Consider the following 22,189-nt stretch of genomic DNA (forward strand, 5'->3'; position numbering starts at 1 on the left):
TGATTGTTTTGTCGTAACTACAATCTTACAAGATAAAGGTCCCTTTTTCTATGGACTTTGGAGGTTACACAAGAAATTTTACACTATGATTTAATTAGATTGTAATATCAGATAATATCTTTTATAATAAAGCTGATTATATAAAAATATATAGGTGGAGGATATCATGAAAAAAATATTTATAGTATTCGTAAAGTTAATGGGATTGTTGCCTCTGTTGCCATTGCATCAACCTTAGCCACTGGTGCAATGTGCCAAACTCCAATTTTAGCCGTTGAAAGTCAAGATAACGCTATTACGCAAATTGACAAAGTTTTAAAAGATGCTATTCAAAAAGCTATTGAAGATGAGAAGCCTTATATCGTTAAAAAAGGAAATACACTATCTGAAATTACAGAAACGGTCAATGATTACTACAAGTTTGATAAAAAGGATCCAGAAAAAGTAACCGTCAAAGAAATTGCTGAGCGTAATGATATTAAGAACCCAGACTTAATTTATATTGATCAGGAAATCGAATTACACTTAGACTTTTTACGTCCAGATGGTAAAGTGCCAATATTTAGTAGTGCTACAACACAAAGTACAACTAAAGTAACTCAAGGAACAACCCCTGCTACCAAGCGCCATAACATAACAACACCAAAAGTATCCGTACCCGCGCAACAAACACCTGAAGTGAAACCTGGGCCGGAAGTGACCCCTGAACCAGAGGTAACTCCTGAACCAGAAGTAATCCCTGAACCAGAGGTAACCCCTGAACCAGAGGTAACTCCTGAACCAGAAGTAACTCCTGAACCAGAGGTAACCCCTGAACCAGAGGTAACTCCTGAACCAGAAGTAACTCCTGAACCAGAAGTAATCCCTGAACCAGAAGTGACTCCTGAGCCAGGGGTTAAACCAAATATTCCATCAGAGTTTACCATTCGTGCTAAAGGAGTACAAATCGATAATGCTTTTGAAGACATTTCATCTACTGTAGTTCCAACCGAAGACATTGCTGTTCCAGATGGACGAGAAGGTTCAATCTCTCAAGGTGAGCCTCAAGTTGTACACGAAGACACTCAAACTATTAAAAATGACCCAATTATCGATTTGGTTGAGAAATTAGTTGATAAAACAATTGAACAACCGGTATTAGATGAAGAAGGAAATCCTACTTACGACGAAGAAGGGAATCCAGTTACTGAAACAGTTACAATTCAAGTAACTGAATTTGTTCCAATTGAGCGAGAAGTTCCTGACTCTGTTCGTAGGACGCTAGTAACACGTCAAGTTACTGACCGTTACTACGGAACCCAATTCAAAGCTGATCCAAACTTAGAGTTTGGTATGACCGTACTTATCCAAGAAGGACAAAACGGTAAATTAGTTACTGAAACAACTACTATTACCTTAGATAGTGTAGAACAAGAACAAACTACTCAAACAATCATTGATACACCAGCTGTAGATCAAATTATTGCCTATGGTACAAAAGCAGAAAGCGTTGTTAAAGAGCGAAAACGCATGATCTCAAAACGCGATTTCGGTGAAGTACTTGTATTGGACAACTCACTATCTGGTCACCAACGTGTTATCGAGGTAGAAGGTAAAGAAGAGATTGTAGAACATCTTTATGAATTTGAGATTGTAAATGGTGAAGTATTAGCACAACGACAATTAAGCTCAAATGTAATTCAAGAAGGCGTAACACAACGCACTCGTGTATCTGAAGAAGAAATGGCTCGTGCTATTGGTGCCGGTGCTGTAACTCCGGAACCGGAAGTTACACCAATTCCTGAGACACCTGAGCCACAACCAGAGCCAGAAATTAAAGAACCTAAAGTCGAAGTAAAACGTCATGAGGTAGAACGAATTGTTCCCTACAAGACTATTTACCGAAATGATAACACCCTAGCAAAAGGTCAGGAGCGCGTTCTTGAAAAAGGTCAAGATGGTAAAGACATTCTTCTCCTTGAGACAACCTACATTGATGGCCAATTTTCAGACCAAAAGTTAATCTCTGAAAGACGAGTTATCGAGGTTATTGACCGTGTTATTTTAGTCGGAATTAAAGAACAACCTCAACCACCAATCGATCCTCAACCAGAGCCAGAAATTAAAGAACCTAAAGTCGAAGTAAAACGTCATGAGGTAGAACGAATTGTTCCCTACAAGACTATTTACCGAAATGATAACACCCTAGCAAAAGGTCAGGAGCGCGTTCTTGAAAAAGGTCAAGATGGTAAAGACATTCTTCTCCTTGAGACAACCTACATTGATGGTGTCTTCCAAAAAGAAGTTGAAGTTGAACGTCGCCAAGTTAAAGCGATGAAACCTCAAATCATCTTAGTTGGAACCAAAGAAGAATCTACACAGCCACCTGTCGAGCCAGATAATCCAACTATTCCAACATATCGTACAACGTTTAACGGTTTAAACGCAGATCGTATTCAAGACATTATCTTCAACTTAACCAATAAAACTCGTCAAGAAAACGGGTTAAACACTTTAAAACGTGGTACTTGGTTAACGAAAGGTGCCGAACAACGTGCTGACGAAATGGCAAAATACGGTTACTTACGTTACGTTAACCCTGAAAATCCAGAAGAACACAAGCCTCATTACCGACCAGATGGAACTGACTGGTTAACTGCTTTCGATTATTTAAATTCGGAGCAAAGAGGATCTATGGCTGAAAATATTGGTCAATTTGCTATGTCAAGCATCGAAGGTATCGACGACATTGAAGATACAATCGCACAACGTCTAATGGCTGGTTGGTTAAGTTCACCAGGACATCGTGCCAACATCCTGAACCCAAATCACAAAGCATTCCAAGTTGGTGTGAATGATATCAATCCAGGACAGGGTCAAGTAGATAGTATCTACAAAGAATTCTACTCATTTATCGGTATTCAAATCTTCACTAACGTTGAAGTCGTTTCTCTTGAAGGATTTAAATAAGTGACTAAATCACCGTTAAATACTCCAAAAAATTCAATAACCCCTAAATTCGCGTGAATTTAGGGGTTTGATTTTATAATAAAGCGGATTATATGTAGATTAGGTAAATATAATTACAAAAAAAGATTGACGATCCTCCGTCAATCTTCTCTTTATGCATCTTATTCGCTACTCGTTGTGTCTTCTAGCTCGATATTTTCTGTTATTTCTTCTTGCGATGTTTCTTCGTCATTATTTTGGCCTGTCGGATCCACTATAGGATTTTTTAAGTTATAAATTCCATTGGATGGATATTCTACTTCTTGTGGAAGCATTCCATTTCCATCAACTGAGATGCGGACTTGATTTCTTTGGAAAAATTCTCCTAAAGTTTGAACGAGCGCATCAATAATCCCTTGTTCCGAACTATCATAAGAATTTAAAACTGAGACAATTCCTGGTGAAAAATCAATATAAACGATGTCATCATCAAAGGTAACTGATTGTACTTGAATCGTTTCATCAATCATCTTCGCGCGACGTAAAACATCTTGGAAAGCTTCAGCAAAAGTCCAATTTGTCTGCCATTTAAATTCAACATAAGTTGGATTCAAAATTTCTGAACCATCTTGGCGCACCGGTAAATAAACTGGAATTTCGGTAATAATCCGATTATTTGGAAAATCACCATTTAATACCCAAGTAGTTTCTGGCGTGATAGTGGCAATGAGTCCAGCACCTTCCGCATAATATTCTTTCGTAGGCTGACTTTGAGTTTCGTCTGTAACCGTAATTTCTAAAATATTACGGTAAGTTCCTGACGGGAGCGTTCCCTCGGCAAATAATTGCGTAATCTCACAAGTAATGCCCGCACGTCTTTCCCATTGGTGCCCAACTTGAAGCGGACTATCTAAAATTAATTCATTGGTAGACCCATCTGCTTGATAAGCGACCGTCTCCATTTGATTGACAAAAGGATTATCATTCGAGGCTTCAATCATTACTAATTGTAATGTGCCCCAATTATAATATTGGACTTCTTGAGAATCATCGTTAATTAAAGCAAGCTGCATTAAACTTAATTCATTATCAACATAAGTTGGATAGACCCGTCGTTCATGAGTACCATCTGTAAACTTCTTAAATTGATACATCTGACTTGGTAAATAATCAATCACTTCAAGTAACGGTGTTTCACTCGAAACTTGCCAATTTGACGAATCTAAAACAGCCGGTTCTTTCGGTTTTTCAGAATTTTCGCTTTCACTACTTGATTCTGCTACCGATTGCGAGCTTTCTTCAGCGTTATTTTCATCCGATATTGTTTGATCCGATGTTTCTGTGCTGCTCGTTGTATTTTCATTACGTCGTATTTCAAGTCGGGTTTTATTTTCATCACTCAAGTGAATCATCGGTTCTTTTCGACAACCTGTTAGAAATAATACGAAACAAAACAAACATAAAATTCTCTTACTCATATCAACCCTCCTTAATCCATTTATTTACTTTTAGATATTTTAAAGAATTTATTAAATTAATTCAACAAGTGCACTCATGACGCGCCCATTATCGATTGATTCAACAGTGATTTTCAATTGATCTATTTCCACACAATCGCCAACTTCAGGCATACGATGAATTAACTCCATAACTAACCCACTCACGGTTGAAGAATCCCAATCGCCTTCATAACGCTTATCAAAATAATCATAGAGATCCTCTAACGTCATTAAGCCTGACACTTGAATTTTTTGTTGTGGTTCTAGTTCGGTCAACTCTAATTCTATTTGATCATGCTCATCCCAAATATCTCCAACTAATCTTTCTAAAATATCCTCCATCGTAACAATCCCTTGAATACTACCGAATTCATCGATCACATACGAAAGATGGACTTTATTCAATTGCATAAACTGCAATAAATCTGATAATAGCATTGTAATCGGGACATAATGAGGTTTAGAAATAATCGAACGTAAGTCTTTATTTGATTCCGGATGATTCGCATGACGCTTTAACAATCGATTAAAATCACGTTCATGAATCGTCCCAATTAACTCGTCAATGGTCCCATCATAAACTGCCAATCGCGTATGATTCGTTTGTTCAAATACTTGATCAATCTCTTCAAAACTACTCTCAATATCAATCCCATCGATATCAATCCGTGGTGTAATAATTTGAGAGACTTCGGTATCATCAAAGCGAATCGCCGCTCGAACTAAATCATGCTCATCGTCTTCTAAAGTTCCTTCAGATTTTGCCACATTCAACATAGTTAATAATTCGTCTTCACTGATGGAAGGAGAATTTTTAACGGGCAGGAGGTCAATCACCAAACGTTGCCATTGCGATAGAACCCATACGACAGGTGAAAAAAGTTTATTTAGGACGGTTAGAATTCCTGAAAATTGTTTGGCTAATTTTTCAGGAAATAACTTTGCAACTAACTTTGGAGTAATTTCGCCAAATATTAATAAAATAATTGTTGTAACAATCGTTGATATCGTGGCGCCATAGATTGGAAACAACTGAACAAAAAATAAAGTAGCGACAGCTGAACTTAAAATGTTTACTAAGTTATTTCCAATTAATATGGTAGATAACAGTTGCTCATATTGATTAATAAGTTTCTCCGCTTGTTGTGCTTGACGATTCCCTTCTTCAGCTTGATTTTTCAATCGGTGTTGATTGGCTGAAGTAAACGCTGTTTCAGAAGATGAAAAGAACGCGGATAAAAATATACATAAAATAAAGATACCAATACTGGTAACCTGATCAGTGCCCATAGAGGCATTTCCTCCTTATAAATTGCAAATTGCACTGAGTGTTTTTAAATCATTAAAAATCCAATCAGTGACTGAAATGATTGCTTTTATTATACCTTGAATTAAGCGATTATACAAAATTTCTAAAATAGTATTGACAGGTAAGTGTACTACTCATATAATACAGTTAAAGTTGTATTATATACTTAATACACTTTAAGAGAAAGGAGAGGCTTATGAATATTAATTCACACCTGCCTATTTATGAGCAGTTGAAACAATACTTCAAATCCGAGATTGTCTCAGGGAATTTAACACCCGGTCAAGAATTACCGTCCCGGCGATCGATTGCCCAAGAATTTAAAGTCAATCCGAACACCGTCCAACGTGCTTTTAAAGAACTGGAAGAGGAACACATTATTACAACCGATGCGAATGTTCCTAGCCGTGTTACAGAAGATATTCAAATAATCGATGCATTACGTCATACGTTATTGCAACAAGCGATGATAGACTTTTATCAATTAATCCAACAATTGAATATCTCTCCACGCACAGCGCTCGAGGCACTCAATGAATTTATTCAACAGAAGGAGGAAAAACAATGATTGAACTGAAACATGTAAGTAAAAAATTCGGCAATAAAGCTATTTTGAATGATGTTTCATTTACCATTCAACCCGGGGAAGTCACACTCCTTGTGGGAGAAAACGGGAGTGGCAAGACCACCTTATTGAACCTAATAATGCAATTAATCCCTCAAGGAAAAGGTGAAATTTTATACAACAACCAACCCATCACCTTCAATGATTATCACAAAATCAGTTACGTGCCGGATCAAATTATTGTATTAAAACACTTAACCATATCAGAAGCTTTACAACAGATGAAAGATTATTATGCTACGTTCAATGAAAAGCGAGCCTATGAGATTCTAGAATTTTTCAATTTAAATGCCGACGATAAAATCAATCAACTTTCAAAAGGGAATGTTGCTAAAGTAAATATTTTATTAGGATTATCACTCGATAGTGACTTCATCTTAATGGATGAACCTTTTAGTGGAATTGATATTTTTACACGGGAAGAAATTCTTAGCGTATTTACTTCAAAATTAATCGAAGGACAGGGTGTTCTTATCTCAAGTCATGATATTCCTGAAATCGAATATATTGTGGATAAAGCAATTTTAATGCGCGATGGAACGATTGTAGAAGAAATTAATCCTGAACAACTTAGACAAGAACGAGGAATCAGTCTCGTTGATAAAATGCGGGAGGTGTATCGTTAATGAAGAAATTTATGAATTTACTGAATGATGAACTTAAACGCGCAAAATGGCTCTACTTGATTTTGGTTATCGCCGTTATTTTGACACAAAGTTTGGTAATTTTCCGTCAATTTCGTCAAGCGAATTACTATTTTATGAATCAAAGAGACGCTTTCTATATGTTAACGCTCGCAGATATTTTTAAACAAACACCCTTATTTTTCTTAATTATTGGTGTCGCAGCTTTAAGTTTAATTTTATATAGTATGTTTACTTGGGTGCGTGAGTGGCATTTTCAAGGTAATTATATTTATCGGTTGTTAATGCTACCAGGTAGTCGGATGCCAATTTTTATGGCAAAATTTGTCAGTATCTTATTAATGATTGTTGGCTTATGGATGACTCAACTATTTATTTTATTCGCAACCGATTGGATTGGAAATCTACTACCACACTTATATCATTCCAGCTCTGTGGTTCAAGTTTTAATGCAACACTTAGATGGATTTCAAGTTGTGATGTCAATGCACTTCCAAAGTTTTATCTTCATTTACCTCTTTGGATTTAATTTTCTAATTGGGCTGATGAATATTACTATTATCGTCTTAAGCTATCGCAGCTATCATTTGATTCAAACGATTTTGTTGCCACTGCTCTATCTATTTTTCAGTTGGGGCATTTCTGCCTTAATTATTCAATTTGCATCGGCGATTAACTTTACAAGTTTTGAGTTTAATATCGTCGCAATGACCCTACTGGTGATAGCCATGGTTATTCAATTATCAATTAGTTATTACATTATGAATCACTACATTAGTGTTTAGAAAGGAGTCTTAACCATGCGACGCAATTTTACTGCAATTAGTACCATCATTATTAGCATACTATTTCTTATTATTTATTGGACAATGCCACTTCAAATTAAGCAAACCGTTAATTCAAACTTAATTCATGGGAATCGTGAAGTCATTCAAAGCCTACAACCCGAATTGTATTACAACTTGCCCAATCCATCGATTAATGATGCACCCACAATTATCAATGTCAATGCCCAATCAATTCAACCAAAAATGTTTAATTTATTTCATAATACTGAACAACGTGATTCGATCTATCAACACTATTCATTATCTAAACGACCACCGATAGCCAATCAATTTCCAACCAACCATCCGCAAGTATGGTATAAAATCAACCGTGACTTTAATGGCAATGCGACTGAACTTGATTATACTGTTTTTAATACCGATTATCGTGAATTTTCTACGTATCATTACCCATTAACCAATAATTACAATACACAATTCATCGCCTGTGTTGAAGATCAAGATTATTATTACCTCTTACTTACCTATCAAAACTTTCCTACAGAAAATGAGATGGGGAGCCAATCTATCGAACGACTCAAAATTGATAAAACATCCGGTGACGTTGTGGATTCGAAAAACATGGCAATTGATTCCAAATATTATTTAAATATTAATTACCATTCATATAATACGCATCCACATTCTAAAACAACCTTAATCTGTCTAGATGAAGTTCAAACTGAACCACAAAATGATCTCGAGTATCAGCCAATTTCTCACTATCAGTGGCTCAATATTAAAGACTTAACGATGGAAGAAGTTAAACATCCAGAAATCGTTGAAGACATGTACTACAATCATAATCTCATTTATAACTCGACCTTTTATTTTGTGGAATTAAATCAAGATCAGACAGAAGCAACGATCAAAGCTTTAGATATTGCTTCGAATAAGACGAAAAAAATTCGTACCATTCCTCAAATGATGGATATTGCACTTACATCTGAGTTATTAATTACAGCTGAGAAATTATCTAATCAAAAGATTCAGCTTCAAGCATTCAATTTATTAGATAATCAATTGATTTATCAAGAAAATTTTGAAACTAATAAAGATTATCAATGGAGTGGTGTTAGTTTACAATCTGAGAATTATTAACCTTCAATGCGTATGATTGTATTTTTTGCTGAATCCTTGATACGCTAATAGTAGACTTACATAGAAAGGTTTGATTTTTAATGAAACAATTATTTACAAAAAGTAGTCTATTCCTTCTTGGTCTTTTGACAACAACATCATTTATCGTAGCGCCAGTCTATGCGCAAAATGATGCTAAGGAAGAAACAACCGTCGAAGTGAGTCAAGAAGATAAAAGTGAATTTCAAACTATTTTAGAAACTGCATTGAAGGATTTTGAGGAAAAATATCCCGAGGTAAAAATTAGTGGTTTGAAAGTAAAAATCCAAAAAGATGATATTATTGAAGTTGAAATTGAAGGTTTCGATAACGATTTAGGCTACGAAGTGACTTACAATAGTAAAGAACAACAATTCACTAAGGAAGAAAAAGAAACTCTTGATTCCGATGATGAATATATTGAATTGTCCCTAGATAAGTTAAAAACCCTGGATGAAATTACTGAGATTGCAAATCAAAAAACGAATTTATCTAACATCGAATCTTGGAAATTAAGTGCTGATGATGATCATAACAATCAACCTGTTTGGGAAGTGGAATATGAAGATGAAAAAGATAAAGATGATGTTGAACTAAAAATTGATGCCCAATCGGGAAAAATCCTCAAAGTTGAAGGGCTTGAATCCTAAGCTAACTTTCTAATTACATTAATGATTATTATGACAAAAAAACCTTCGGCTTCACAGCCGAAGGTTTCAATGATTTATGGACATTAAATCATTGTAATTAGAAGGTCATTTTGTTTATTTGGTAGGAAAAAATGACTATCAATTGATGAGCTGGTCAAAGTGTACATAAAACCAACTCACTAATCTATTCTAACACAGAAAACTTTTTTTCTGTTGATCTAAAATAACACTTTTTTTTAATCTTCTGAACAACAAAAGACTGACCTAGAATCAGCCTTTTAAAATACAATTATTGTGTTTTATCTACATATTCAACAACTAAATAACGATTTGGCTCTTTTCCTTCAGAATGTGTCTTAATACGATCATATTCAGCAAGATGAGCGTGAATTTGTTTGCGTTCATATGCAGGAAGTGGGTCTAAAATCACCGTCTGACGTGTACTTAAAACTTCCTTAGCAGTACGTGATGCAATCTGTTCAAGGATGTTTGCACGACGATCACGATAGTCGCCAACATTTAATAGGACAGATACACGGTGGTGACAATAATTTTGTAATAATGTTTGAGATAAAATTTGCAATGAATTAATAATTTTTCCGTGTTTTCCAATAACCAGACCTGATTTGTCTGTTTCAATATTAAAGGTTACTTGGTTACCATTGATATCAAATGTTGTTTCAGATTTTGCACCGTACTCTTTTAGGACACGGTCAATATAAGAAGCAACTAATTCACTTGATTTATCCAATGGTAAACCTGTCGAATCAGTTTCTTCAGTTTCATTTGTTTCTTTTACAGCTGATTCTGTTGCACTTGGAGTCGCTACTGTTTGCTCTGTTGGCGTTGAAATTTCGACTTCATTTGTAACATCATGCGATAAAGGTTCTTCTACCACAACTTCTTCCAATGGTTCGATCGGCGCGGTAGTTGGTTGTGGCGATTGAATTTCTTGTTGTTCTTCTTTTTCTTCTTGAATTAAAACTTCAGTTAATTCTTTATAACTTAAATTATCTTTCACCTGGATTTCCACAATCGCATCTTGCTTCCCAAAGCCAAATAATCCTTTTTTACCTTCACTAATGACACGAATTTCAGCATCTTTTTCTTGGATATTTAGCTCACGAAGTCCTTTAGCAATTGCTTTTTCTACCGTTTCACCACGAACTGTTAATGAATTATCAATCATTATATTTTCCTCCTACTTCTTCGGATTTCTTCCAGTTACTTTACGATATTGTCGTCTAAGTTCTCGTTGTTTTTCTTTTTCTGCCTTAATTTTCGCTTCACGTTCAGCAATAATTTTATAAGGGTTATTAAATAAGAAAGTCATCACGAGCGTTGCAGCATTGGATACGACCCAATATAATGCAATCGCACTTGGTAATCGAATGGCAATTAATAAAATCATAATTGGGTTTACTAACATGATTCCTTTTGTCGCCGCATTCGTATTTGGATTACTTTTCATTGAGAAATACGTCGCAGCAAAGGTTAATACCGCAGCAATAATTGGTAATATAAAATACGGATCCGGTTGACCTAAGTTCATCCATAGAAAATGCCCTTGACGTAATTCTGGGGTTCTTAAAATCGATTGATAAAGAGCCATCATTACCGGTAATTGAATTAAAAGTGGGAAGCATCCTGCAAATTGATTCACTCCACGTTCGCTCATCAATGCTTGTTGTTCATGTTGAATCAATTCTTGAGATTGTCGATCTTTATTCGGATACTTAGCTTTAATCGCATCTAATTCTGGTTGTAATTCCATCATTTCGCGTTGCGATTTAACTTGCATTTGGTATAAAGGTGTTAATAATACCCGAATAATAATTGTTAAAATCGCAATCCCAATAGGATAACTTTGTCCAAATAAATTAGAAAACCAAATAATCAGTTGAGACAAATTATAAACGATATATCGATCCCAAATTCCAACACTCTCAGCACTGACTGGTTCATTCATATTACCACAAGCTACTAATATCATCGTAACTGATAGTAAAAGACCTATTTTAAACCATTGCTTTTTCTTCATTCCAACCTCCTATGGTGTCGTATTATCATAGATGCCAGCAAGTTTCATGACATGAATGATAGATTGTTTAATTTCATGATAATTTTTATTTAAAATATCTTGACGTGCGATGAGAATAAAATCAATGTCATGACGAATATGACCATCCAATTCATGAACAGCCTGGCGTAAATAACGCTTAATTCGATTACGCACCACCGCTGGGCCCAACTTTTTACTGACCGAAACACCCAGTCTAAAATGTGCTTGATCTGGTTTTTCATAATAATATAAAACCAGCTGGCGGTTTGCTTTTGATTTTCCTTGATGAAAAACTCGCTGAAAATCTCGATCTGATTTAACGCGATAAGCTTTTTTCAAATTATCCCTCATCATCTATTATTCAACGCTATACTCATTTATTATAGCGAACTTTCAATTAAAAGAAAAACTAAATCAGCAGATAAAAAAATAACATTCCCTATCAGTACTACGTACCTGTTAGGAAATGTTGTTGACGCCTATATTACGTTTATACTGCTAAACGTTTACGACCTTTTTGACGGCGTTTGCTAAGTACGCGACGTCCATTTTTTGTACTCATACGTTTACGGAAGCCGTGAACTTTTTTATTTTTACGTTTTTTAGGTTGATATGTTCTTTTCGACATTAAGCTGCACCTCCTGCATATAAATCTGTACACTAACGCATACAATACCTACCTATTTTAAATAATCCATCTAGAAAAGTCAAGAAGATTTAAAGGGTTTTTATGCACAAAATTATCCACAACCTTTGATGTACTGTGGATATATTTAAGTGTTCACTAAAGTTTTAAACATCATCATCACATTAATTATCCACAATCCACAGTTTGTTAATAGTATTTTATTTTATCCTCAGTTTCTGTGAATATCTTTTCAAAACCTTGTTAAACCAATATTCATTAATATTTTTTTATGAACAATACTATATTTATTAACACTTATTTTGAAAGTTATGCACAAAAATCATCCACTTGTTCATAACTTTAAAATATGATTGTAGATAACTTAGTTATGCACAGAAAAAACTTGTTCAAAACTTTCGTTATGATAGAATAAGAAGTAACGAATTTCTTTAAAAAAGTGAGGTGAATCAATTCAAATGAATGAATTAGAATCATTTTGGCATGGCTGTCAATTATATATGCAAGATCGTCTATCAGATAGTTCTTATGAACAATGGGTAAAGCCTGTCAAAGCAATTCAGATTGGAGACTACAGTGTCAAATTAGCAGTTCCTAATGATTTAACAAAAACATACTGGCAACGTCATTTAACAGGCTATGTCATTCAATATAGTGCTGAAAAGTATGGCGTTGAATATATTCCAGATTTTGAAATTCAACCGTTTGAACAGCCCATCCAAGAATCCAACGATTTTACGGATGACTATGAGGCAGGTTTCTCTCAAGCAAAATTAAATCCTCACTATACCTTTGAAACGTTCGTCGTCGGAACAGGTAATAATATGGCGACTGGCGCTGCTTATGCCGTTGTAGATTCTCCAGGAACAACTTATAACCCACTATTAATTTATGGCGGGGTTGGCCTTGGTAAAACACACTTAATGCATGCCATTGGGAATGAAATTTTAAAACAACATCCACGCACACGAATTAAATATGCTACGAGTGAATCTTTTATGAATGACTTCATCACCTCAATTCAAAATGGGAGTCAAGCGGAATTTCGTGCGATGTATCGTGAGATTGATGTTTTATTAATCGATGATATTCAATTTTTATCGAATAAAGGTAAAACCCAGGAAGAATTTTTCCATACCTTTAATGAACTCTATAACAATAATAAGCAAATTGTCTTAACGAGTGATAGACTGCCAAATAAAATCGCTAACTTAGAAGAACGATTGATTAGTCGATTTAAATGGGGGCTTTCAACCGATATTACCCCTCCTGATTTAGAGACACGAATTGCTATTTTACGTAAAAAAGCACAGAGTGATCGATTAGATATTAATGCAGACACCTTAACTTATATCGCAAATAATATTGATACTAATATTCGTGAGCTAGAAGGTGCGTTAGTACGTGTGATCGCCTATGCTGCGATTCAAGGTCGAGAGATTAGTGTTGAGTTAGCGGCTGAAGCGCTGCAAAGTATTATTACCGATTCGGATTCACGACCTCTATCTACTGAAACGATTATCGAACAAGTGGCACATTATTACCAAGTAACCCCAAATGATATTAAAGGAAAGAAACGAGTCAAGTCGATTGTCTATCCTCGACAAATTGCCATGTTTTTAAGTCGAGAATTAACAGAACTGTCTTTTCCTAAAATAGGTGAAGGTTTTGGTAATAAAAACCATACAACCGTAATTCATGCCTATGAGAAAATTCGTGATGAATTAACATACGATTCGAATTTAAAACAAGAAATTGAACAACTAAAAAGCCGCTTAAAATAATCAACTGTGGATAATGGTTGAATAATGTCAATAGTTATTTACACCCACATTCACAAGAGAATTCCTTGCTATTAAACGAATAGTTTAGTTTATACACACAATACACAAGGCCTACTACCACTACTAATTTATTAATATTATATAAATAAAGGAGCCTAACGATGAAATTTACCATTAAAAGAACTGCTTTTATGAACCAACTTAATAATGTTTCTCGTGCGATTTCTTCTAAATCAACTATCCCAATTTTATTAGGTATCAAAATGACAGCGACTGAAGAGGGAATTACGCTAGTTGGTTCTGATACTGAATTATCAATCGAAGGATTTTTACCGATTAAAGACGAGTCACTTGGTTTATCGATTGAATCAACCGGGAGTGTTGTAGTTACTTCACGTTATTTCTTAGAAGTAATTCGAAAACTTCCGGCCGACACTGTGACTGTTGAAGTCAATGACCAAGCCATTGTAAATATTCAATCAGGGCAAAGTCACTTTACATTAAATGGAATTGATGGAAATCAGTATCCACTTTTACCAGAAATTATTTCTGAAGAATCCATCCAACTTCCTACAGAACTTTTTAAAGAATTAATTGCTCAAACAATTATTTCTACTTCAAATCAAGAAACGCGTCCAATTTTAACAGGAGTTAATATTACGCTTAAAGGAAAACAATTAACAGGTGTTGCTACTGATAGCCATCGCCTAAGTCAACGAACAATTGAAATTATGAATGATCAAGAATTAGAAATTGAATCGATGACAATTCCTAAAAAAACATTAAATGAGTTAAGTCGTATTGTAGAAGATGAAGATCATATTAAATTAATTATTTCAGATGAACAATTAATTTTTGGCCTTAAAAATTTAACGATTTATTCAAGAATCTTAGAAGGAAATTATCCGGACACGGCTCGTTTGATTCCTACCGAACATGCAACGCGTATTGTGGTTAATGCGGATACGTTCTATCATGCGATTGATCGGGCAAGTATTATGTCCAATCAAGGTAAAAATAATGTCGTTCGATTAGAGATTGAAGATCAACGGGTTGAACTTTCTGTTTATGGTAGCCAATTAGGCTCTTCAAATGAAGCTATTGAAACTCAAACAGTGACGGGAGAGTCACTTCAAATCTCCTTTAATCCAGACTATATGAAAGATGCACTAAAAACTTTCAATGGGACTGATATTCAAATGGATTTTCAATCGAATGTTCGTCCAATTTTACTGACAGCTGTGGAAGATGAAACTTCTTCAGCAAACCTAATTCAATTATTAACACCGATCCGAACACATTAATCCAAATTTTTTAGACCTTTGTTTTATCAAACATAGGTCTTTTTTTTTTTTTGAATAATGAATTAAATGCTTCTACTAGAAAAAAATATTTCAGAAAGCTTTTTACATTATATTCAAATAGAAACGCTAAAACCCCCTTAAAATCGCCGATTATTTGATAAAACGTTCAAAATCAACTATAATATAAGGTAGTTTAATAGACAGGTAGGTGGAAAAATGGAAGAAATTACGGCATTAATTAACACAGAATATATTACGTTAGGGCAATTACTTAAATTAGCTGACTTGATTTCTAGCGGGGGTATGGCTAAATGGTATTTAAATGAGCACCAAGTCCTAGTAAATCAAGTTGAAGAAAATCGTCGTGGACGAAAATTATATTCAAATGACCAAGTTGAGATTCCCGAAGAAGGTATCTTAATTACGGTTGTCTATTCTGATGAAGATTAACCACCTCTCCTTGCATCATTTCCGTAACTATTCGCAACTTGATATTGAATTTAATTCGAAGCTGACGATTATTACCGGTGAGAATGCCCAAGGAAAGACCAATCTCCTTGAGGCTATTTTTTTATTAGCCATTGGAAAAAGTTACCGTGCACAACGTGATCAAGAGTTAATTCAATGGAACCAAACGAGTGCGATGGTGGAAGGTATTATCGAATACCCTCATTATGATTTGCCACTTTCGTTAGTGATTAGTTCTAAAGGAAAAGTTGCCAAAGTGAACCACCTTGAACAACGTAAATTAAGTGATTTTGTTGGTAATTTTAATGTTGTTCTATTTGCTCCAGAAGATTTACAGTTTGTGAAAGGTCCACCGAGTATTCGTCGTAGATTTTTAAATGCCGAACTAGGGCAAGCATATCCAGTTTATTTAAGAACCGTTGTGGAATACGAGCGGATTTTAAAACAACGTAACACTTACTTGAAAAATTATGCCCGCACTGAAGAATTTGATGAAATTTACTTTCAAATTATGACAGAACAGTTTATTGAAAAAGCAGTCGATATTGTAAAGATGCGTCTTGAATTTATTCGACAAATTGAAGGTTTTGCACAATCCATGCATCATCTATTATCGAAAGAGCGTGATGAATTTAGAATGGAATATTCATCCTCTTCGTCAAAACTGAATTATGAACAAGTGGATACGTTAGCGGATCAATTCAAAGCGTTATTTGACCAATCTTATTCACGTGAATTAAAGCAACAAGTCACACTGTATGGTCCGCATCGAGATGATTTGAAGTTGTGGCTTAATGAACGAGAGGCGCAACAATTTGCTTCGCAAGGTCAACAGCGAACAATTGCGCTATCTATCAAACTAGCAGAATTAGAATGGTTTAAACAAATTAAAGGACATTACCCAGTGTTATTACTTGATGATGTCTTGTCCGAACTTGATGATGAGCGGCAGTTTATTTTAATGGATCAAATCGAGAATCGCGTACAGACTTTCTTAACGACCGCCTCAATTAATCATGATTTATTAAAATCACTAAATCAAACAGATATTTTGTATGTCCATCAAGGACAAGTACAACGAAAATAAACGATAAAGGAGTAATCAATGACTGAAGAATTTCAAAATTATGATGCAAGTCAAATACAAGTTCTTGAAGGGCTTGAAGCGGTTCGGAAGCGTCCAGGAATGTATATTGGAACGACTAGTATTGAAGGACTGCACCATCTCGTATGGGAAATTGTCGATAACTCAATTGATGAGGCGCTCGCAGGCTATGCAGATCATATTGAAGTAACGATTGAAGCAGATAATAGTATTACTGTTGAAGATAATGGTCGAGGCATCCCCATTGATATTCAACAAAAAACAGGACTTCCAGCCGTAGAAACGGTTTATACCATGCTCCATGCTGGAGGAAAATTTGGTGGCGGTGGCTACAAAGTTTCAGGTGGACTACATGGAGTTGGGGCTGCAGTCGTTAATGCTTTATCAACAGAATTAACGGTTGAAGTATCCCGTAATGGTAAAGTCTATTCTTTAAAATTTGAACGTGGTATTACCGTTCAAAAATTGACTGAAATTGGTGAATCAGATCACACGGGGACACGTGTGAATTTTATACCGGACCCAGCAATTTTTATTGATACAGTTGATTTCAAATTTTCAATGCTTGAAAACCGAATCCGTGAACTTGCCTTTTTAAATAAAGGGTTACGGATTACGCTTGAAGATAAGCGAGAAGAGCGTGAAGCATTCAGTACCTTCTATTACGAAGGGGGTATTCAAAGTTTTGTCGATTATATTAATGAGGACAAGACACCGATTATTGATGAACCAATCTATATTTTTGGTGAACAAGACGATATTCAACTTGAAATCGCACTACAGTATACGGAAGGTTATGAAACTAAAATTTTATCTTTCGCGAATAATATTCATACCCATGAAGGTGGAATGCACGAACAAGGCTTTAAATCAGCATTAACTCGTGCGATCAATGATTATGCGCGTAAGCAAAATATAATAAAAGATGGTGATGATAACTTATCCGGTGAAGATACGCGTGAAGGCTTAACGGCGATTGTTTCAGTAAAACATCCAAACCCACAGTTTGAAGGACAGACTAAGACAAAGTTAGGTAACTCTGAAGTTCGAACAATTACGGAACGATTATTCAATGAGAATTTCGGTAAGTTTTTAATGGAAAATCCTCGAGAAGGTCGCGCCATTGTGGATAAAGGTATCTTAGCTCAACGTGCACGAACAGCCGCTCGTAGAGCGAGAGAAATGACGCGGAAAAAATCTGGACTTGAGATTGCTAATTTACCAGGTAAATTAGCTGACTGTTCAAGTCGCGATCCTGAAAAATGTGAACTTTTCATTGTCGAGGGAGATTCAGCGGGTGGATCAGCCAAACAAGGACGTTCTCGGATGTATCAAGCAATTTTACCGATTCGAGGTAAAATACTAAATGTGGAAAAAGCGACATTAGATCGTATTCTAAATAACGAAGAAATTCGCTCACTCTTCACTGCGATGGGGACGGGTTTTGGTTCTGAATTTGATGTTAATAAAGCTCGTTATCATAAATTAATTTTAATGACCGATGCGGATGTGGACGGTGCGCATATTCGAACGCTGTTACTGACATTAATTTTCCGTTATATGCGCCCATTGATTGAAGCAGGCTATGTTTATATCGCACAGCCACCACTTTATCAAATTCGTCAAGGTAAGAAAGAAATTTATCTAGATTCAGATGATGAACTCGATCAATGGCGTCAAGAAAATCCTGATGCCCGCTATTCAATCCAGCGTTACAAAGGGCTTGGGGAAATGAATTATGAACAATTGTGGGAAACGACAATGAATCCAGAAAATCGTCGTCTTCTTCAAGTGAAAGTTGAGGATGCACAAGAAGCAGATCAAGTAATGGATATGTTAATGGGTGAAGAAGTTGAACCACGACGTATCTTTATTGAAGAAAACGCAGTATATGTTAAAAACTTAGATATTTAATCGGAAAGGAGATAATCAATGACGGAAGAATTTATTAATCATCGTGAAGTTCAATCGATTAATTTACCGGATGAAATGCGAACCTCCTTCCTCGATTATGCAATGAGTGTCATTGTTTCACGGGCTTTACCAGATGTACGTGATGGCTTGAAACCTGTGCAACGTCGTATTTTATACGGAATGAATGAAATCGGTGTCACGCCGGATAAACCTTATAAGAAATCAGCTCGGATTGTCGGAGATGTGATGGGGAAATATCATCCACATGGGGATATTGCAATCTATGATGCAATGGTACGAATGGCACAACCGTTTAGTTATCGTGAAATGTTAGTGGATGGACACGGTAACTTTGGTTCGGTCGATGGTGACGGTGCAGCGGCAATGCGTTATACCGAAGCACGTATGTCACGAATTGCGCTTGAAATGTTACGAGATATCAATAAAGATACGATTGATTTTATGGATAACTATTCGCAAGAAGAACGTGAACCGGTCGTTTTACCTGCACGCTTTCCAAATTTATTAGTAAATGGTGCTGCTGGAATTGCGGTCGGTATGGCTACAAATATTCCACCTCATAATCTGTCTGAAGTCATCGATGGCGTGATTGCTTTAATTCATAATCCTGAAATTACGGTGGAAGAATTGATGGAATACATTCCAGGCCCAGATTTTCCAACTGGCGGGATTGTTATGGGTAAAGCAGGAATCCGGAAAGCTTATGCGACAGGACGTGGACGTATTTATGTTCGTGCAAAAGTTGATATTGAACCGATGAGAGGCGAAAAAGAGCGAATTGTTGTGACAGAAATTCCGTATGGTGTCAATAAAGCCAAACTTGTAAAACGGATTGCAGAATTAGCTCGTGAACAAAAAATTGAAGGAATTACCTATTGTAACGATGAATCCGGTCGAGAAGGTACTCGAATCGTGATTGAAGTTCATCGAGATGTATCAGCCAATGTAGTTTTAAATAATTTATTTAAATATACAGCAATGCAAGTTACTTTTGGCTTCAATATGTTGGCAATTGATCATGGGGTTCCTAAGATTTTAAGTTTAAAAGAAATTTTAGAAAAATATATTGCGCATCAAGTCAATGTTATTCGTCGTCGAACAGAATTTGATAAGCGTAAAGCAGAAAATCGAGCACATATTCTTGAAGGTTTATTAATTGCACTGGACCATATTGATGAGATTATTCATATTATTCGTTCATCTCATGATGGAGATACTGCCAAAGATAAATTAATCAGTCAATATCATTTGACCGAAGTACAAGCACAAGCCATTCTTGACATGAGATTAGTTCGATTAACAGGTTTAGAACGTGAGAAAATCGAAAAAGAACATCGAGATTTAATAGAATTAATCGAACGATTGACTGAAATACTTGGCAGTGAGCAGCGAATCTTAGAAATTATCGAAGATGAGTTACAAGAGTTAAATTCTCGCTTCGTTGATGCGCGACGTACGGAGCTTCAAGTCGGTGAATTAACTGACATTGAAGATGAAGATTTAATCCCTGAGAGTAAAGTCTTGATTGCTTTGACGAACAACGGCTATGTTAAACGAATGGATCAAGATGAGTTCCAAGTTCAACGTCGCGGTGGCCGAGGTGTCCGTGGAATGGGATTAGGGGAAGACGATAATATTCAGACATTAATCTCTTGTTCGACTCACGATACTCTACTCTATTTCACAAATACAGGACGGGTCTTTCGAACCAAAGGCTATGATGTCCCTGAATATGGTCGTCAAGCTCGAGGATTACCAATTGTTAACTTCTTAAGTCTTGATAGTGGTGAATCGATCAAGGAAGTGATTGCGATTGAATCACGTCGAGAAGAACAAGGTGTGTCAGATGGCTACTTATTCTTTGTAACCCAATCTGGAACGGTTAAAAAATCCAATATTAGTGATTACTTTAATATTCGTCAAAATGGCTTGATTGCTCTTAACTTAAAAGAAGATGATGAAGTTATCAATGTATTTGAAACAGATGGTGACCAAGCAATCATTATTGGAACGCGTCATGGTTACGCGATGGCTTTCCATGAAGAAAATGTTCGTTCAATGGGACGAACAGCTACTGGTGTTCGAGGAATTCGTCTTCGAAAAGATGACTATGTTGTCGCAGCGGATGTATTCAACGCTGGGGAAGAAATTCTAGTGGTGACTGAAAATGGTTATGGTAAGCGAACTGCCGTAGAAGAATATAGTTTGAAAAATCGTGGTGGACTCGGTGTTCAGACTGTTCGTTTAAGTGAGAAGAGTGGGTACTTAACGGGTCTAGTTGCCACCGATGGTAGTGAGGATATTATGATTATGACGGATACAGGTGTTGTGATTCGCTTTGATATCAATGATATATCCCAAACCTCACGTGTTACCCTCGGTGTTCGAATGATTCGACTAGATGAAGGCGCGAAAGTAAGTTCGTTAACTGCCATTTCTTCGGTTGAAGATGAGGATGAATCGCAACAAGATGATGAATAAGTATTAGTATACTTTTAACTTGGATATAATAGAATAAATTTAAAACGCATCGCCAAGTATGTTGACGATGCGTTTTTGCAATTATAAACGAATAACGTTGAATTGAAGTGTTTGTTCGAAGTGGTCCAGTGCCCATTTGTGCCCTATTTGATTGAAACTCGTGACACCTGCTTCTGGAATCGTCACGTTATATCCTAAGTTATAAGCATCTACAGATGTATGTAAAATACAAATATCGGTGACGACCCCAACTAACCAAATTTCCGTAATATTCCGTTCTCTTAATCGAATATCGAGTTCTGTGCCGGCAAAAGCAGAGTATCTACGTTTATCCGACCAAAAGACATTCGGTTGCTCTTTATTATCTTGATATACTCTACCTACTTCTCCGTAAAGTTCGCGCCCCCATGTTCCTTGGATATTATGAGGTGGGAAAGCTTTGCTCTCAGGATGATATGTGTCATCAAGTACATGTAAATCATTGATAAATGCTACAAAATCTCCCTGTTTAATAAAATCCTCAGCTAAATTAGCAATATAAGTATCAAGTGCTTGGGCAGGTTCACCCGCTGTTAAAGCACCTTCTGAACTCACAAAGTCGTTTGAATAATCAACAATAATTAGACCGCGCATTGTGTTACCTCATTTCGTAATCATTTAGTACAATTATATCATGTAAAAGTTTTTAGAGGGCAATAAATTAGCTTTTTTACTATGGTGTGTTGTAAAATGAATTGCAACACTCAGTAATTTCTGAAATACAAAAAGACATGAAGATTCGTTATACTTAAATCACCACAAAA

The 22,189-nt window shown here is 35.9% G+C and carries 19 protein-coding genes; 12 read left to right on the top strand and 7 right to left on the bottom strand.

What is annotated here, in order from left to right; translation table 11 throughout:
- Positions 1–249: 249 nt before the first annotated feature.
- Positions 250–2,949 (top strand): G5 domain-containing protein, encoded by a 2,700-nt coding sequence (locus CYJ57_RS06965; protein ID WP_101954675.1) that lies wholly within the window; start codon positions 250–252, stop codon positions 2,947–2,949.
- Positions 2,950–3,110: 161 nt separating this feature from the next.
- On the opposite strand, the gene CYJ57_RS06970 is transcribed toward CYJ57_RS06965, so the two are convergent.
- Together CYJ57_RS06970 and CYJ57_RS06975 are read right to left on the bottom strand one after the other, a co-directional pair.
- Positions 3,111–4,406 carry a GerMN domain-containing protein gene (locus tag CYJ57_RS06970; RefSeq protein WP_101954676.1) on the bottom strand — a complete coding sequence of 432 codons (1,296 nt, stop codon included), beginning with the start codon at positions 4,404–4,406 and terminating at the stop codon, positions 3,111–3,113.
- A gap of 51 nt (positions 4,407–4,457) precedes the next feature.
- Complete coding sequence (locus CYJ57_RS06975) at positions 4,458–5,717, bottom strand: HlyC/CorC family transporter (protein WP_101954677.1); 1,260 nt, start codon at positions 5,715–5,717, stop codon at positions 4,458–4,460.
- A 215-nt stretch (positions 5,718–5,932) separates the two neighbouring features.
- On the opposite strand from CYJ57_RS06975, the gene CYJ57_RS06980 reads away from it, so the two are divergent.
- The 5 genes from CYJ57_RS06980 to CYJ57_RS07000 all read left to right on the top strand — a co-directional run bounded on the left by CYJ57_RS06980 (position 5,933) and on the right by CYJ57_RS07000 (position 9,601).
- The gene (locus tag CYJ57_RS06980; RefSeq protein ID WP_006701530.1) at positions 5,933–6,304 is read left to right on the top strand and encodes a GntR family transcriptional regulator; all 372 of its coding nucleotides are present in this window, start codon (positions 5,933–5,935) and stop codon (positions 6,302–6,304) included.
- Entirely contained in the window at positions 6,301–6,987 is a 687-nt protein-coding gene (locus CYJ57_RS06985; protein ID WP_101954678.1) for an ABC transporter ATP-binding protein, read from the top strand. The genes CYJ57_RS06980 and CYJ57_RS06985 overlap by 4 nt, the downstream gene beginning before the upstream one ends.
- Complete coding sequence (locus CYJ57_RS06990; protein WP_101954679.1) at positions 6,987–7,790, top strand: hypothetical protein; 804 nt, start codon at positions 6,987–6,989, stop codon at positions 7,788–7,790. The genes CYJ57_RS06985 and CYJ57_RS06990 overlap by 1 nt, the downstream gene beginning before the upstream one ends.
- 15 nt (positions 7,791–7,805) lie before the next feature.
- Positions 7,806–8,933, top strand: coding sequence for a hypothetical protein (locus CYJ57_RS06995; RefSeq protein ID WP_101954680.1), 1,128 nt, complete (start codon positions 7,806–7,808; stop codon positions 8,931–8,933).
- An 80-nt stretch (positions 8,934–9,013) separates the two neighbouring features.
- The gene (locus CYJ57_RS07000) at positions 9,014–9,601 is read left to right on the top strand and encodes a PepSY domain-containing protein (RefSeq protein WP_101954681.1); all 588 of its coding nucleotides are present in this window, start codon (positions 9,014–9,016) and stop codon (positions 9,599–9,601) included.
- A gap of 289 nt (positions 9,602–9,890) precedes the next feature.
- On the opposite strand, the gene jag is transcribed toward CYJ57_RS07000, so the two are convergent.
- The 4 genes from jag to rpmH all read right to left on the bottom strand — a co-directional run bounded on the left by jag (position 9,891) and on the right by rpmH (position 12,291).
- Positions 9,891–10,790 carry an RNA-binding cell elongation regulator Jag/EloR gene (gene jag / locus CYJ57_RS07005; RefSeq protein ID WP_101954682.1) on the bottom strand — a complete coding sequence of 300 codons (900 nt, stop codon included), beginning with the start codon at positions 10,788–10,790 and terminating at the stop codon, positions 9,891–9,893.
- 12 nt (positions 10,791–10,802) lie between these two features.
- Positions 10,803–11,642, bottom strand: coding sequence for a membrane protein insertase YidC (yidC, locus tag CYJ57_RS07010; RefSeq protein WP_101954683.1), 840 nt, complete (start codon positions 11,640–11,642; stop codon positions 10,803–10,805).
- Positions 11,643–11,651: 9 nt separating this feature from the next.
- Entirely contained in the window at positions 11,652–12,002 is a 351-nt protein-coding gene (rnpA, locus tag CYJ57_RS07015) for a ribonuclease P protein component (protein WP_101954684.1), read from the bottom strand.
- Between the two features lie 151 nt (positions 12,003–12,153).
- Positions 12,154–12,291 carry a 50S ribosomal protein L34 gene (gene rpmH / locus CYJ57_RS07020; protein ID WP_006701538.1) on the bottom strand — a complete coding sequence of 46 codons (138 nt, stop codon included), beginning with the start codon at positions 12,289–12,291 and terminating at the stop codon, positions 12,154–12,156.
- Between the two features lie 476 nt (positions 12,292–12,767).
- Here rpmH and dnaA point away from each other — a divergent pair, with 476 nt between their 5' ends.
- From dnaA to gyrA, 6 genes are all read left to right on the top strand, one after another.
- Complete coding sequence (gene dnaA / locus CYJ57_RS07025) at positions 12,768–14,093, top strand: chromosomal replication initiator protein DnaA (RefSeq protein ID WP_101954685.1); 1,326 nt, start codon at positions 12,768–12,770, stop codon at positions 14,091–14,093.
- Between the two features lie 161 nt (positions 14,094–14,254).
- The gene (dnaN, locus tag CYJ57_RS07030) at positions 14,255–15,397 is read left to right on the top strand and encodes a DNA polymerase III subunit beta (RefSeq protein WP_101954686.1); all 1,143 of its coding nucleotides are present in this window, start codon (positions 14,255–14,257) and stop codon (positions 15,395–15,397) included.
- Positions 15,398–15,613: 216 nt separating this feature from the next.
- A complete protein-coding gene (yaaA, locus tag CYJ57_RS07035) occupies positions 15,614–15,847 on the top strand; it encodes a S4 domain-containing protein YaaA (RefSeq protein ID WP_006701541.1) in 234 nt (77 codons plus the stop codon).
- A complete protein-coding gene (recF, locus tag CYJ57_RS07040; protein WP_101954687.1) occupies positions 15,837–16,952 on the top strand; it encodes a DNA replication/repair protein RecF in 1,116 nt (371 codons plus the stop codon). Before yaaA ends, recF begins: the two co-directional genes overlap by 11 nt.
- A gap of 18 nt (positions 16,953–16,970) precedes the next feature.
- Entirely contained in the window at positions 16,971–18,884 is a 1,914-nt protein-coding gene (gyrB, locus tag CYJ57_RS07045) for a DNA topoisomerase (ATP-hydrolyzing) subunit B (protein WP_101954688.1), read from the top strand.
- 18 nt (positions 18,885–18,902) lie between these two features.
- The gene (gene gyrA, locus CYJ57_RS07050) at positions 18,903–21,386 is read left to right on the top strand and encodes a DNA gyrase subunit A (RefSeq protein ID WP_101954689.1); all 2,484 of its coding nucleotides are present in this window, start codon (positions 18,903–18,905) and stop codon (positions 21,384–21,386) included.
- Between the two features lie 81 nt (positions 21,387–21,467).
- On the opposite strand, the gene CYJ57_RS07055 is transcribed toward gyrA, so the two are convergent.
- On the bottom strand, positions 21,468–22,019 hold the full coding sequence (locus CYJ57_RS07055) for a cysteine hydrolase family protein (RefSeq protein WP_101954690.1): 552 nt from the start codon (positions 22,017–22,019) through the stop codon (positions 21,468–21,470).
- Positions 22,020–22,189: the final 170 nt, after the last annotated feature.

It is taken from the genome of Falseniella ignava (assembly GCF_002847645.1).
Classification (GTDB): Bacteria; Bacillota; Bacilli; order Lactobacillales; family Aerococcaceae; genus Falseniella; species Falseniella ignava.

Excerpts from the sequence above, each read along its gene's own strand:
- yidC (WP_101954683.1), bottom strand. The coding sequence starts at position 11,642 with ATGAAGAAAAAGCAATGGTTTAAAATAGGTCTTTTACTATCAGTTACG.
- jag (WP_101954682.1), bottom strand. The coding sequence starts at position 10,790 with ATGATTGATAATTCATTAACAGTTCGTGGTGAAACGGTAGAAAAAGCA.
- CYJ57_RS06990 (WP_101954679.1), top strand. The coding sequence starts at position 6,987 with ATGAAGAAATTTATGAATTTACTGAATGATGAACTTAAACGCGCAAAA.
- CYJ57_RS06980 (WP_006701530.1), top strand. The coding sequence starts at position 5,933 with ATGAATATTAATTCACACCTGCCTATTTATGAGCAGTTGAAACAATAC.
- CYJ57_RS06995 (WP_101954680.1), top strand. The coding sequence starts at position 7,806 with ATGCGACGCAATTTTACTGCAATTAGTACCATCATTATTAGCATACTA.
- recF (WP_101954687.1), top strand. The coding sequence starts at position 15,837 with ATGAAGATTAACCACCTCTCCTTGCATCATTTCCGTAACTATTCGCAA.
- dnaN (WP_101954686.1), top strand. The coding sequence starts at position 14,255 with ATGAAATTTACCATTAAAAGAACTGCTTTTATGAACCAACTTAATAAT.
- CYJ57_RS06985 (WP_101954678.1), top strand. The coding sequence starts at position 6,301 with ATGATTGAACTGAAACATGTAAGTAAAAAATTCGGCAATAAAGCTATT.
- gyrB (WP_101954688.1), top strand. The coding sequence starts at position 16,971 with ATGACTGAAGAATTTCAAAATTATGATGCAAGTCAAATACAAGTTCTT.
- CYJ57_RS07000 (WP_101954681.1), top strand. The coding sequence starts at position 9,014 with ATGAAACAATTATTTACAAAAAGTAGTCTATTCCTTCTTGGTCTTTTG.
- CYJ57_RS06975 (WP_101954677.1), bottom strand. The coding sequence starts at position 5,717 with ATGGGCACTGATCAGGTTACCAGTATTGGTATCTTTATTTTATGTATA.
- dnaA (WP_101954685.1), top strand. The coding sequence starts at position 12,768 with ATGAATGAATTAGAATCATTTTGGCATGGCTGTCAATTATATATGCAA.
- CYJ57_RS06970 (WP_101954676.1), bottom strand. The coding sequence starts at position 4,406 with ATGAGTAAGAGAATTTTATGTTTGTTTTGTTTCGTATTATTTCTAACA.
- rpmH (WP_006701538.1), bottom strand. The coding sequence starts at position 12,291 with ATGTCGAAAAGAACATATCAACCTAAAAAACGTAAAAATAAAAAAGTT.
- yaaA (WP_006701541.1), top strand. The coding sequence starts at position 15,614 with ATGGAAGAAATTACGGCATTAATTAACACAGAATATATTACGTTAGGG.
- gyrA (WP_101954689.1), top strand. The coding sequence starts at position 18,903 with ATGACGGAAGAATTTATTAATCATCGTGAAGTTCAATCGATTAATTTA.
- CYJ57_RS07055 (WP_101954690.1), bottom strand. The coding sequence starts at position 22,019 with ATGCGCGGTCTAATTATTGTTGATTATTCAAACGACTTTGTGAGTTCA.
- CYJ57_RS06965 (WP_101954675.1), top strand. The coding sequence starts at position 250 with ATGTGCCAAACTCCAATTTTAGCCGTTGAAAGTCAAGATAACGCTATT.